Origin of the sequence: Hyphomonas polymorpha PS728, from assembly GCF_000685315.1 — a bacterium.
In the GTDB taxonomy this organism is placed as follows: Bacteria; Pseudomonadota; Alphaproteobacteria; order Caulobacterales; family Hyphomonadaceae; genus Hyphomonas; species Hyphomonas polymorpha.
Window position 1 is genome coordinate 70,128 of the sequence record NZ_ARYM01000004.1, and the last position, 13,218, is coordinate 83,345.

Here is a 13,218-nt window from a genome sequence, read left to right on the forward strand (position 1 = left end):
CTCCTTAATGCACTAGTAGGTTAATTTCGAAGGGTATTTTGTATACGCGGGTGATGCTCAACCCGCGCCCTCAATGCCCCTTGCGCCTTCGCGGACAAGCCACGATGCCTAATCCCTATACTGATCTTGAACAGGACGGAGCGCCCGCTTGCGGCCGGATCAGCAATAATCTGGCCGCTCGAAATCCAGCACCAGTACCAGTCGTGCCTGCCCGCTGCCTTCAATCGGCGGGGACCTGTGGAGCACGCAATTTTCAAGGCTGCAGCGCTGGCCGAGGAGCATGGCCGTTTCATGCGGCTTCATTTCATGGAGGGGGCCAGGCTCCTCCCCCGCCCTCTCCACCCGCCATTGCGTGCCGCGCCCCAAATAGGTCGTGATCAGACGAAAATCAGTATCGTCCTTATGAAACTTCCGGCAGGCATCATCGGTCACATATTCAAGCCTGAAGGTGCAATCGGCCTCAATATCACCGATGCAGGCAAATGCCGCCTGAACATCCCCGAGAAGCGTTTGCCACACCAATGCTGGCCAGCTGGATTGCGTGAGCCAGGTCACGGCGCGCTGCCGCACGTCTTCTGGCCGTCCTGTGACGCGAAGGTCTTCGAAGCTGGAACAGTCCAGCGCCTCAAATGCTGCCGCAAGACCAGGCGAAGGCTGACGCGGCCAGAGGGCGAGCTCGGCCACATCTCCTAATCCAGCCTCTATCAGCGCTTCAAGGCTGTGGCAGAAGATGACGGGCTCTGCGGCCCGCTCCTGCTTCCCCTCTTGTTCCGCCAGATCCTGCAGCAAACTCATCTTGCGTCCTCTCGAATTATAATTATGTAATAACATTACATTTCACACCCTGTCGAGGCCGCCATGACACAGACCTCAAAACTCCCCGTCACCGTACTTTCCGGCTTTCTGGGCGCCGGGAAGACCACGCTGCTCAATCACATCCTCAACAACCGGGAAGGCCGCCGCGTGGCGGTCATCGTCAACGACATGAGCGAGGTGAACATTGACGCTGAGCTCGTCCGGCAGAGCGGCGCGGGCCTCTCCCGCACGGAAGAAGCGCTGGTGGAAATGTCCAATGGATGCATCTGCTGCACGCTGCGCGAAGACCTTCTGAAGGAGGTCGCGCGTCTCGCGGAGGAAGGGCGCTTTGACTACCTGCTGATCGAATCCACCGGTATTTCAGAACCCTTGCCTGTGGCCGCCACCTTCGATTTCCGGGATGAGGCGGGCTATTCGCTCGGAGATATCGCCCAGATCGACACGATGGTTACGGTCGTCGATGCGGTCAATATTCTCAGTGATTATTCAAGTACGGATTTTCTGGCAGATCGCGGCGAAAGCCTCGGTGAAGACGATGAGCGCCCCCTGGTCCAGCTTCTGGTGGATCAGATCGAATTTGCCGATGTCATCATCATGAACAAGGTCAGCCTGGTTTCGCCCGGTGACTGCGAAATCATCCATCAGCTGATCCGTTCCCTGAATACGGATGCCAGGATCATCGAAACGGATTTCTCGGATGTGGAGCTTGGCGAGGTGCTCGGCACGGGCCGCTTTGACTTTGAAAAGGCACACCAGCATCCGCATTGGGCCAAGGAACTTTACGGCTTTGCAGACCATGTGCCCGAAAGCGAGGAATACGGCATTGAAAGCTTCGTCTATCGCGCGCGCCGCCCGTTCGACCCGGCAAAATTTCATGCTTTCGTGAATTCTCCCTGGCCAAACGTGGTCCGGGCAAAAGGCTTCTTCTGGCTTGCGACACGGCCTGACTGGATGGCAGAAATAAGCCAGGCGGGCGCGCTGGTGCGGCATGAGCGGATGGGCCGGTGGTGGGCGGCCGTGCCCGAAGATCAACGCCCGGACAGTCCCGAAGTGCTGCGCTATCTTGAACGCGTCTGGGACGCCCGCTTCGGCGACCGCCGCCAGGAAATCGTGCTGATCGGCATCGGAATGGACCAGGCCGTCCTCACCGCCAGGCTCGACGCCTGTCTCACAGATCCGGGCGCAACCTCAAAGGCCGGCAGCCTGCAGCCCCGGACCGGCCTGGAAGACCCCTTTCCGCCTTGGAGCTGAACGCGACCGCCGGCGCGCCTGTGATCTCGCCATTCGAACTCTACGAGCTCATCTGGCGCATGTATAAGGATCAAGACCGCAAGGCGCTTTACCTGCGCAACCCGGCCCCGAATACTGAGGTTTATGTCCGTTTGCGTAATAACCTCAGGAAAAGCAGGTATACTGAAGCCGGACCCGGGCTATGGCAGCCGCCTCCAAGGGTGATTGCCTGGCCGGACCTGCCTTCCAACGGACTCACCCGCCTTGCCGGTCCGGCTCACACCTTTCGGCGATGCAGCGCGGGGGCCTGACGAACCGCGTCCCTGCCGCGCTGATGGTGACCCGGCTCGATCGCGCGGGCCCTACCCGGCCGCTTAGCCAGATCATGGCGGGACGCGCAGGCGGAGACGACGCCCTGCGTACCGCATGACTGATCTCATGGCGAGAAATACCGCGCGATGCTTCAACTGGTAATCCGCAACCGGAGCAGACGTCAGGACGTCTATGACCCCGACCGGCTTTTCCGTGGCCACGTGTTTGATGTCGAAGGACGGGCCGCGGTCCTCTCCACTTTGATCGAAAAATGTGAGGCCCGGCATATTTCGCCGACGCGGGAAACCCTTAATGATCCGGAAGGCAGACGCCGGTCCTACGCCGACTGGAACAGCCCGGCTCTGGAAGTCGGCGACCTGCCGGAATTTGAAGCGTTCTTTGACCGTGTACGCGCACTCTATCTGAGCCCGCATGCCGGGAAAGCTGATCACGGCAGAAGCCGGCGATGGAGGCAGCAAACGCCCGCAGGGCCTGGTCAACATCTGAAGCAGGGTCAAGGTTTACCCTCAGACGACCTGAGGGAGCTCACCTGCATCAGCCTTGCGATGAGCCGTTATCCGGTCAATCTTCTCGCCAACAACTTAGAGCATGCAATTATCTCGCATGTGAGATGCACAATAATTACACATCCAAGCGCACGGACCAGTAACCGTTCCTAGCGTCCCGGCTGTCACCGGCCAGGCGGGATGCCCCGCCCTTCCGCGCGGGCGAGCCCCTCGGCCAGTTCAGCCACGGCCTCGGCAATCGCGACAATGACGCCGGTGCGTGACATGGACAGGCGCTTTTCGATTTCGGCGTAAGTCAGCCCCTCGATCCGGTGAAGCAGCAGGGCGTCGCGCCGGTGCGGGGCCATGCCATCAATGATCTTCTGTGCAGTTTTCAGCCTGTCAGCATCCATGAGCTGTTGCTCCGGTGTAGGAGACCGGTCGCAGGCAATGTGGCTGGCCGCCTCCCCGATCTCGATCGAGGCCTGCCGCCGGCGATGTTCTCCCGACCGCAGGAAATCCAGCGCCCCGTTCCGCACCAGCGTGAACAGCAGCGGCCGGAGCTCGTCTATCCCCTTGTCCGGATAGACCCGCCGCGCATTCAGGAACGCCGCCTGCACGATGTCCTCGGCATCCGCCTGGTCCGGTACCCGGATCCGGCAGAACCTCACAAGCTGGCGGTACTGGCTGCGGAAGAGCTGCGTGAGGGGCAGCCCCAAAAAATCAGGCCGAGCGCTATTATATCCGTATACTGATGTCTTCAGTGCGCCCGAGCTGACAGCCTTTGCGGCCGCTTCCGCTGCTGGTCTGCGATGATCTGCCGGCGCCATGGCGCGTCCTCCCTGCCCGTTCATCGCCGGACCGTCAGACAAGCACGAGGGATTTGCGGCAAGGCGCTCGCAAACAGGTCTGATGCTTCTCCAGGGTTTCCGACGCCCTGCGCATCCTCTTCCGGAATACCGGGCAAGCAGCGTCAGGCATCAGGCACAGGCAAGCCATTCGCGAATACCAGGCGCGGGTGGGCAGACTCATGCACTGACGGGGTTTCCGACGCCCCGAGCCCCTCCGAAGAGATGCTGAAGGGAATCTGACAAAAGTTGAGCGTAAAAACAACCCTGAAAGGAAAAATGTGGGCCGTCGGAAAACCGCGAAGCATGAGCAACGGGGCGCAGGTTTTGAACCAGGTCTTATCGCTGCGCCGGCCCACCTTCCCTGAATACCGGCAAAGGCGCGGCAGGCAATAGACGGGCACGTCGCTTGTTCAGGCGCCGCAAGGGCGTCTCTCCGGAAAGTCAGATCCTTGTGCGAGGCCGGCTTGTACCTCCCCGAGGCGAGGATCGCTCGGTTGCCCCCCGCATAAAACCGCGCCCATGTCCTGAAACAAGTATGGCGCCGGTCCGGCTCGGCCTGCGTGAGCCAAATTAGAGAGAGGGGACCTCTGAAAGTCCTGCGGCGGGGCGCGTGATTCGCGCCGAGGGGCGCAGCTGAGCCGGTCAGCCCCGCTGAAAGATGAACTTCCGGGGTTCCGGCAAGCTCCTCCAGACACGCTTCAGCGCTTTGGTCCCCGGACGGCCCCGATTAACCTCCTCGAATGCCTCAATCTGCAATAGACAGGGCCGCCTCGATTTCGGAGAATGTCCACCGTTGCCAGATACCTGAAGGCCCGAACCGTTGCAGACTTCCCTCGATCATCTCCCCCCTGCCCGGCAGGCAGAATTTGCCCGCATACAGGAGGTCATCCTCGATGAGCTGGAAACCCGCATCAAGGCGGACGGCAAGGCCCGGGCAAAGCACTACCGCCTCCTGAAGCTCGTCCTGTTCGGGAGTTTCGCCAAGGGCACCTGGTTCGAGGACAGCCGGTCGGGCCGCGCCTCAGACATCGACCTTCTTGCCATCGTCAGCCATGAAGCCCTCACCGAGATGAGCGCCTTCTGGGGCGAGGTTGAAGACCGCCTTTACACCGACCCGCTCGTCAAACGCGACGTGTCCATCATTGTCCACACGTTGCAGGACGTGAACCGTCAGCTCAAGGATGGTCAGTACTTCTTCTCGGAGATTATCCAGCAGGGTATCCTGCTCTATGAGGACGGGGAACCTGACAGGAACGGGAATGCGAAGAACATCCTCGCAAAACCGGCTGCTCCTGATCCTAAAAAGGCATATTATCAGGCGGCGGAGTATGCGAGTTATTGGAAGCGAGCAGCAGAGCAATTTCTGACAATTGGCCGCCAAGGAATTGACGCCGGTCCAGAATGGGAAAGGAATACAGCTTTTCAGCTCCACCAGGCCGCCGAGAGTGCCTACCGGATGTTCCTGCTGACCACGACCCTCTACGCACCGGGCACGCACCATCTCGGAAAGTTGCGGAACATCGCTCGCACCATTGATGGCCGCATTGAAGACTCATGGGGCCCGCCGCAGAAGCCCTACAAACGCTATTTCGAACTCCTGCGCCGCGCCTATGTCGAGGCGCGCTACTCGCCTTCTTATGAGACTACGCAGGAAATTCTTACCTGGCAGGCTGACCGGATCGGGCAGTTGATTGCCATTGCCAACGAACTTTGTAGAGAGCGCCTGGAGCGGCTGGGGGCAGAGGCTGAAAGTGGCGTATGAATTTTCAAGCCATCGACAGCCTGCAAAGGCATGTCCGGAATTCAGAGGGCATGTCACTAGGGACCGTAAGTCCGGAACATAGAGAGCACAGCATTAATGAGGACTGCGACGGGCGCGGCTCAAAACTTACCCCCTCCTGGGCAATCATGATGATGGAAAGATATCTAAGACGAAGTCTTCTTGGATGGGCTACACCGCAGCCTCTCTCGGCATCGGCCTTCTCATCGAGTTAGACCGGCAAGAAAAGGCCAAGCAAGCGCCGCCGCCGACCGTTGAATATCTGCCGCCGGTTGAGCCGATCAAAACGATAGAGCCCCCGCCCTTCAAGTTCGCAAGCCGGGAGGATGAGGACCTGCGATGAGCCTGCGCACCATTAACGATGTCATCCAGTTCTTCCGGATGTTCGAAAGCCATCACCATCAGCGGCTTTTTTGCCTGGAAGGTTGCCGCGCAGATGCGAATTACACGCCAGCGGGCGGAAGCAGCATACAGAGACGCTCAAAGACATCAAGCATCACTCAGGGAAAACCTCAGTGATGGTGCGCGGGTTCAATGTGTCGAGCGCGCAAGTCAATGGATCGGACGATACGTGGTCGGAGCAATCAAGACCGCTCCTGCAGGTCGAAGATATCCGCGCCGCGACCGGGGGCGACTATGGGCTTCTTGAATCCCGCGACTGGGGCTTCTTCACGGTCGCGATGCCGAACTTCTGGGAGAGACCCGAGATGAGCGGGATGCTGCGCGATGTGCACCTGAAGCCGGACAAGTATGACTGGCTAAAAATCGATCCCCTCGCCCTGCCCGCACCACCACCATCATCATCAGCAGCATCAGCAGCGCTGAGCGATCCCGACGCCGATCCTGCAAATCCTGGCAAGCCTTGAAACGGGTAAGTCACAATGAACCACTGCGCGGCCCAAAACCCGCAGAAATCAGCCGCTCACAAGAATGATATAATGATAGCAATTTATACGGAAATCTGCTATACTGAAGCTATCATGATATCACTCTTGACCCCTGCCAAAGCCCAACTCCAGCTCGCAGAGAACCTGCGGGAACGCCGCCTTGCCATGGGCCTCACGCAGGCGGGCCTTGCCGCCCGCTCCGGCGTGGCGCTTGCGACACTGCGCAAATTCGAGCGTACCGGCGCGGCTTCGATCGAAACCCTGCTCAAACTCCTCACCGTTGTCGGCGGTCTTGAGGAGGTGATCAAGGCGACGACGCCGATCGAGAGCGAATTTTCCTCGATCGATGAGGTGATCAAGGCGGACACTAAACCCAAGCGCAAGATCGGTTGGCGCTCATGATCTTCAAGCCCGTCAGCACGATCAGGGTTGGAATGGACTTTGGAAGTGGACCGCTCGATGTGGGACGCCTCGCAATCCGTGACCGGATAATCTATCTCGAATACGAGCGCAGCTTCATCGAACGCGGGCTTGAGATATCCCCGCTGCGCCTGCCTTTGCAGCCTGGCCTCAAGAGTTTCGATGCCGCGCTCTTCGATGGGCTCCCAGGCGTCTTCAATGACAGCCTGCCCGATGGCTGGGGCCGTCTTTTGTTTGACCGCGCCCTACGTGCGCAAGGATTGACGCCTGCGCAGGCAAGCCCTCTCGACCGCCTCGCCCATGTCGGTGCTGGCGGCATGGGCGCGCTCACCTATGAGCCCGCGATGGAAACCAATGCAGGCAGCGACGACATTGATCTCGACTGGCTGGCCGGTCAGGCGCTTGAGGTGCTGGAAGGTCACGCCGATGAGGTGATCGGAGAATTGCTCGCCCTCAACGGCTCTTCGACAGGCGCGCGCCCAAAAGCGATGATCGGCTACAATCCGAAAACTGGCGCGATGACGCATGGGCAAAGCGATCTGCCAAAAGGCTTTGAGCCCTGGCTCGTCAAATTCCCGAACACACAAGACGGCAAGGATGCAGGCGCTATCGAATATGTCTACGCGCTGATGGCGCGCACGGCAGGTATCGAGATGACGCATACCCATCTGTTCCCCGCAAAACGAGGCGCAGGCTTCTTTGCGACGCGCCGCTTCGATCGCATCGGAAAAAACAGACTGCACGCGCATACAGCGTCGGGCCTCCTCCATGCCGATCATCGAACTCCAAGCCTCGACTATGAGGATTTGATTGCGCTGACGCTTCGGCTCACCCGCGATGTGCGCGAAGCGGAGAAGATGTTCCGCCTCGCCGTCTTCAACGTGCTCGGCCATAACCGCGATGATCACGCAAAGAACTTCACCTTCCTGATGGACGCGGCAGGCAACTGGTCCCTCTCCCCTGCCTATGATCTCACCTTCTCCTCCGGCCCTGGCGGCGAGCAGACCACGATGGTCAAGGGTGAAGGCAAAGCGCCAGGCGAGGCGCATCTGCTCGCTCTCGCGAAAGAGGCCAGCCTCGCCCCAAAGGATGCCAAAGCAATCATCGACCAGACACGCGAGGCGCTCGGCCAGTGGGCAACACTCGCCAAAGAGCATGACGTTGCAGCCTCCACTGTCAGACTGATCGCAGGCCGGATCGAGCGCGCGGGCCGATAGAGCGCGCGGAGAGCCCGCCTAAACCGGCCACATGACCGGCCATATGGCCGGACAAGATTTTGCTCGCATATCCCATAATATCCTGTTATATTTGAAATTATGAGCGGAAATAAATCGGACAAAGAACCGGCCAAAATAGAGGCCACAGATGACGGGGAATCCATCGGCTTGATGGAACCCCTGCTGGTGTCAGAAAGCGGCGGACGCAGAGGCCCTCCTGCCGATCTGGCACTTGAGGTTGCTCAGCAATCAGCGCGGCTGCGCGCCAGCCTGCCCGCCGGTGTGGCGGACGCGCTGGCCGATCTCGTGCGATCCATGAACTGCTACTACAGCAATCTGATTGAAGGCCACGATACCCATCCGATCGACATCGAGCGCGCCCTGAAAGCGGACTATAGCAGCGATCCCAAAAAGCGCGACCTGCAGCTGGAGGCGCTCGCCCATATCGGCGTCCAGAAATGGATCGACGAAGGCGGCCTTGAAGGTCGCGCCGCGACGCAAACGGGCATCCTGGAAACGCATCACCGGTTCTGCGCCATGTTGCCTGAGGATTTGCTCTGGGTCGAAAACCCGGAGACAAAGGAACGTATCCGGATTGAACCTGGCGTCTATCGCAACCGCTATGTCCAAGTGGGCGCGCATATTCCCATCAGCCCTGGCGCGGTGCCACGCTTCATGGAGCGCTTCGAGGCCGCTTATAGAAAGCCCGGCAAGATCGACGCAATCCTCGCGGCGGCCACAGCGCATCATCGCCTCTTATGGATTCACCCCTTCATCGACGGCAATGGACGGGTAGTGCGGCTAATGTCCTACGCCATGCTGCGCGATGCGCTCGACACAGGCGGCATCTGGTCTGTCGCACGCGGGCTTGCCCGCAGTGTCGATGACTACAAAAAACATCTGGCGAGCTGCGATCAGACGCGCCGCAATGATCTGGATGGTCGAGGGCATCTCAGTGAAGAAGCCCTCGCCGGATTTGCGAGATACTTCCTTGGCGTCTGCCTGGATCAGATTGCCTTCATGGCCTCGCTTATGCAGCCCGAAGAGCTCAGGAACCGCATCCTTCTCTGGGCAGAAGAAGAGATCAAGGCGAGCCGCCTTCCCGCGCAATCGGGTCTCGTTCTTGAGGCGATCCTGTATCGCGGCGAACTGCCCAAGGGCGATGTCGAAAAATTGCTGGGCGTGAGCGAGCGTACAGCGCGCCGCATCTACACAGCCCTGCTGGAGCGCGAAGTACTCTCGACAGCAAGCAAGCAGGGGCCGTTGCGCCTCGCCTTTCCAGCATCCCTCGCCGCACGCTGGATGCCAGGCCTGTTTCCGGACAAGCCAAGCCAGTAGTAAAGCACAACAAAAGATCAGGGGCCTTTAGCGGCCCCTCTGGTCAAGGCTGCCCTGACGGCGCTGACGCGGTCTTGACCATTCACCCCGCACACTCGCCGTTCAGGCAGGGTTGCAAGAAAGCTTGCGGGCCCCTGCCCCATGAAGATCAGCAGTCGAACAAATCAAGCTGCATAGAGAGAAGCTCATCGAGCCAGTCGAGGTGAGCGAGATCATTGAACAGATGATTGTGCTTCAGGCTGACTGCGGTGTGGAGATCCTTCCTGACGCCGAGACCGATTGTCGACGCCGACTTGACCCCATTGAGACATCGGGATTTCCTGCCGTATGGTTTGGTCGGGGCTTGTCCATGGAGCTGAAGACGTACGCTGAACTGGTCCGAGGCTGGGATGCCTTAGCCCCGGAAAATTGCTTGAAGCTGTTGGTGTCGGATGTCCCGGCTGCGCTCCACCAATTGATCCCGTACGCTCAGGTTTTCGGAATCACCGATGATGGATAGAGGGATCAATCTTCGGCGGGATTCAACGCCGTGCAGCTTGTGAGAAACTCAAGCTGACACGTAAGACCTTCACGTCAACGGACGCGGTCCAACACCGGCCCGTCAGGGTAGCATTATCTTCTCTCACAACGCTACGCGGCGAAACGCCGCGAAACATCCTGTCAGTTGGGACCCCAGTGGGACCCGGAGCAGATTTTGAGATTTTTTGCTGACACCCAAGGCTCGCAGTCCTTGAAAGTATGGCGCACCCGAAGAGATTCGAACTCCTGACCCCCAGATTCGTAGCGCAATTTTTGGTTGTTTCATTGCGTTTCGATGGGTTGCGGACTGATCGTTTCAGCCCCTGTATATATTGAATAATTACTCTTTTTATGCTCCCTTAGGTTTCACGGCGTTTTGCTTCAAGCAGCGGTCAAATGGGACCCCGGGTCCCCTGACCCCCTGTATGAGGCCGCCGGGCTGAAATCCGATCGTCTGGGGGTCAGAAGTCCCTCGGTGGGTCCCAAGGGAGAGAATATGATGCCACAGAATATGACAGCGCGTTTCGTCGAAACCATCAAACCAAAGGCCGGCGAGCGTATCACCGTTACAGATTCAGTCGTTGAAGGGCTGGAGCTCCGGGTTGGCACGAACGGCTCAAAGATGTGGTCGCTGCGCTACCGGACAAAGAGCGGCAAGCGAAACAGACTTTCCCTCGGCAGATATCCCGCCCTCTCGCTCGCCGAAGCCCGGGACCGGGCCATCCAGGCGCTCGCCGCGGCTGTCAGTGGCGGTGATCCGGCAGCCGTCAGGAAGGTTGAGAAAGCAGAGGCCATCGCCGCAGAGCGTACCGTCGAAAACCTCGCCGCAGCGTTTTTTGCCTCGCCCGAAGCCGCCCAGCGCACAACACAGACCAATATCATGGAGTCCGGGGTCTGGCGAAATCACCTCGCGCCGAAACTAGCGAAGCGTCCATTGCAGGAGCTGAAGCGCGGCGAAGTGCGCGCCTGTGTCCGGGAGGTCGCAGAAGCCTCCGGCAACCGGACAGCAAACTATGCCCATGCGGTGCTGCGGCGGATCTATAATTTTGGCATCCGGGAAGAATGGATCGAGATGAACCCCGCCCAGTTCCCACAACTCTATCAGCACAAATCGCGCGACCGCGTCTTCAGTGAAGCGGAAATCCGCCTACTCTGGGAAACCTGGTCGGTGGCCAAGGTCGGCGCGAGGCTGGGCGTCTCTGAACCCATCGCGATCGCACTCCAGCTCTGCCTGACGACCCTGCAACGGGCGGGTGAAGTGATCGGCATGCATACCGATGAACTCGACTGGACGACCCGGTCATGGGTCATCGCCTCGGAGCGGTCGAAGAACCGCAGGTCCCACCATGTTCCTCTCTCCCCGCTCAGCCAGCAGCTCATCCGGCGCGCCCTGGCGCTCGCGACGGCAACAGAGGTACCCAGCGACATCGAGAAACCCCTTCCCCGGCTCGTCGCCAATTACCGGGGACATGTCTTTCCGGCGATCCATGGCAACGGGCCAGTCGATCGCCACGTCGTCACGCGCGCCATGAGCCGGATCCGCGAAAAGCTCGACATCGACAACGGCACCGCCCACGACCTGCGGCGCACGGGCGCGAGCATGATGGCGTCAGAGCGCTGCGGCGTGCGCGGCGAGGTCATCGCCCGCATTCTGAACCACACCCCGCTCGGCTCTCCGGTCACCCAGATATATAACCGGTATGACTACGCTGCGGAGAAACGCGCAGCGCTCGAACTCTGGGCAAAAACCCTGCTCAAGATCACTGCAGCCAAACAACGGGGCTGATCTGCTTCAATCGTCCCGAAACCAGGTACCAGCAGGAGGGCTCGCAGGGACGCGGGCGCTCGGGCTCAGATAAAAAATGGGTCGATCCGCGTTTTGCCGGGCCTCATTGAGCCTGTTCCCTGAATGCCTGCTCCGCCAGAGCGACCGTTTCCGGGAACAGGAGGAAAGCCCAGTCGGCCACAATGGCCGTCTGCAGTCCTTCTTCAAGCTCCAGACGGTATTCCATACGCAGCAGTTTACCGCTGCCACGTGCACTGACTTTAAGAACCTTCAGCCACAGTCGCACCCGGTCTCCGCCCTTCACCACCCTGACAAAACGCACCTTCTCGAAGCCATAATTCAGGTCAGCTGCAACACTGCCGATATGGAGCATCTCTTGCGCCATGGGCGGCGCCAAAGAGAGAACCAGAAGTCCGTGAGCGATCGTTCCGCCAAAGGCCGCCTTGGCCCTTTCCCGGTCAACATGGATCCAGTTGTGATCGCTGACGGCATCGGCGTAGGTATCGATGCGGTTCTGCGACACCTCAACCCAACCAGAGGGCCCGATCTCCCGGCCCACCAGCAATTCGAGTTCTGAATAGTCTGCTTTCAGCATAATCCTGACTTTCTCCAAATAGGCGCGCGCCGAGCATCAGCGACGCGAAAAGCCACCATCGGCCGTCAGGACCGACGCTGTCATGGAGCTGGAAAGGTCTGAAAGCAGGAAGCAAATGGTCTCCCCAATCTCCTCAGGTGTGATCAGGCGCCCTTGCGGAACGTCGGCAATCCACTTCTCCATCATCTCCGGGCGGCGCTCCTTCGCCCTGAGCGTCAGCTCCGTCTCGATATGCCCGGGTTCTATAGCGTTCACCCGGATACCGTGCTGGGCCCACTCCACGCCGAGCACGGCTGCAAGATGGGACAATGCCGCCTTCGACGCCGAATAGGAAACAACAGGCGGCGGCCAGATCGCTTTGGACGCCGCAACGGATGAGACAAGAACGATCGAACCGCCCACATCCTTCATCAGCCGCCCAAACGCCTGCGCGCAATAGAAACTCCCGTCCAGGGTAACAGCAAAGGTCTTGCGCCAGTCCTCCGGGGCGAGGTCGAAAGCGGCTCCGGGGAAAATGGCCGCTGCGTTGGCAACCAGTCCGTAAACCTGACCGACCTCTCTGTTGATGCGGGCCGCCACCTCGGATACGGCCGCTGCATCCGAAACATCCAGTTGGTAGAAGTGCGCCAGGGCGCCGGTTTCCTGCTTCAGGTGTCCGACAGCGGCTTCGCCCTTCTCCTGGTTCCGCCCGGTCAGGACGACTGTGCCGCCCTGCTCTGCGAGCGCTTTTGCAGTAGCCATGGCGATCCCACCATAGCCTCCCGTAATGACGTGAACCCGGCCCGCTAACCCTCGCATATCATTCCCTCCTCAAACTTTTGTGGCCACATTTCTCGCGTTGCCATCTTTATCGACGTAGCCAGCGCCTGCGGCAGATGACTAGTACAACTGTTTCTTCCCCAAGTGCCCTCCGCGGTCAACTCCCGCGCCCTTTCCCCAAGACCTGCGCGCCTCTCTAAAC

At 59.7% G+C, this 13,218-nt stretch carries 13 protein-coding genes; 9 read left to right on the forward strand and 4 right to left on the reverse strand.

The features are described from left to right. Positions 1 to 159 precede the first annotated feature (159 nt). Entirely contained in the window at positions 160 to 795 is a 636-nt protein-coding gene (locus HPO_RS19560) for a DUF1826 domain-containing protein (protein WP_051612268.1), read from the reverse strand. Between the two features lie 63 nt (positions 796 to 858). Here HPO_RS19560 and zigA point away from each other — a divergent pair, with 63 nt between their 5' ends. Together zigA and HPO_RS20455 are read left to right on the forward strand one after the other, a co-directional pair. After that, complete coding sequence (gene zigA / locus HPO_RS04405) at positions 859 to 2,067, forward strand: zinc metallochaperone GTPase ZigA (protein WP_035595048.1); 1,209 nt, start codon at positions 859 to 861, stop codon at positions 2,065 to 2,067. 437 nt (positions 2,068 to 2,504) lie between these two features. Next, a complete protein-coding gene (locus HPO_RS20455) occupies positions 2,505 to 3,038 on the forward strand; it encodes a hypothetical protein (protein WP_157532662.1) in 534 nt (177 codons plus the stop codon). An 11-nt stretch (positions 3,039 to 3,049) separates the two neighbouring features. Here the strand turns inward: HPO_RS20455 and HPO_RS19565 are convergent, their stop codons facing one another. After that, a complete protein-coding gene (locus HPO_RS19565) occupies positions 3,050 to 3,694 on the reverse strand; it encodes an RNA polymerase sigma factor (RefSeq protein ID WP_051612269.1) in 645 nt (214 codons plus the stop codon). 841 nt (positions 3,695 to 4,535) lie between these two features. On the opposite strand from HPO_RS19565, the gene HPO_RS04425 reads away from it, so the two are divergent. From HPO_RS04425 to HPO_RS04455, 7 genes are all read left to right on the forward strand, one after another. Further along, the gene (locus tag HPO_RS04425) at positions 4,536 to 5,477 is read left to right on the forward strand and encodes a HEPN domain-containing protein (protein WP_035595057.1); all 942 of its coding nucleotides are present in this window, start codon (positions 4,536 to 4,538) and stop codon (positions 5,475 to 5,477) included. A 184-nt stretch (positions 5,478 to 5,661) separates the two neighbouring features. Further along, positions 5,662 to 5,838, forward strand: a complete 177-nt coding sequence (locus HPO_RS20460) for a hypothetical protein (RefSeq protein ID WP_157532665.1) — start codon at positions 5,662 to 5,664, stop codon at positions 5,836 to 5,838. A gap of 175 nt (positions 5,839 to 6,013) precedes the next feature. Beyond that, the gene (locus tag HPO_RS04430) at positions 6,014 to 6,361 is read left to right on the forward strand and encodes a hypothetical protein (RefSeq protein WP_035595060.1); all 348 of its coding nucleotides are present in this window, start codon (positions 6,014 to 6,016) and stop codon (positions 6,359 to 6,361) included. A 126-nt stretch (positions 6,362 to 6,487) separates the two neighbouring features. Further along, a complete protein-coding gene (locus HPO_RS04435; RefSeq protein ID WP_206742121.1) occupies positions 6,488 to 6,784 on the forward strand; it encodes a helix-turn-helix domain-containing protein in 297 nt (98 codons plus the stop codon). Then, positions 6,781 to 8,019 (forward strand): type II toxin-antitoxin system HipA family toxin, encoded by a 1,239-nt coding sequence (locus HPO_RS04440; protein WP_114106577.1) that lies wholly within the window; start codon positions 6,781 to 6,783, stop codon positions 8,017 to 8,019. The genes HPO_RS04435 and HPO_RS04440 overlap by 4 nt, the downstream gene beginning before the upstream one ends. Positions 8,020 to 8,190: 171 nt before the next feature. After that, positions 8,191 to 9,357: a Fic family protein gene (locus HPO_RS04445; protein WP_035595386.1), complete on the forward strand. Its 1,167-nt coding sequence runs from the start codon at positions 8,191 to 8,193 to the stop codon at positions 9,355 to 9,357. Between the two features lie 1,018 nt (positions 9,358 to 10,375). Beyond that, entirely contained in the window at positions 10,376 to 11,662 is a 1,287-nt protein-coding gene (locus HPO_RS04455; protein ID WP_206742122.1) for a tyrosine-type recombinase/integrase, read from the forward strand. A 103-nt stretch (positions 11,663 to 11,765) separates the two neighbouring features. Here the strand turns inward: HPO_RS04455 and HPO_RS04460 are convergent, their stop codons facing one another. Both HPO_RS04460 and HPO_RS04465 read right to left on the reverse strand, forming a co-directional pair. After that, positions 11,766 to 12,257, reverse strand: coding sequence for a MaoC family dehydratase (locus HPO_RS04460; protein WP_051612270.1), 492 nt, complete (start codon positions 12,255 to 12,257; stop codon positions 11,766 to 11,768). A gap of 36 nt (positions 12,258 to 12,293) precedes the next feature. After that, a complete protein-coding gene (locus HPO_RS04465) occupies positions 12,294 to 13,055 on the reverse strand; it encodes an SDR family NAD(P)-dependent oxidoreductase (RefSeq protein WP_035595068.1) in 762 nt (253 codons plus the stop codon). Between the last annotated feature and the right edge of the window lie 163 nt (positions 13,056 to 13,218).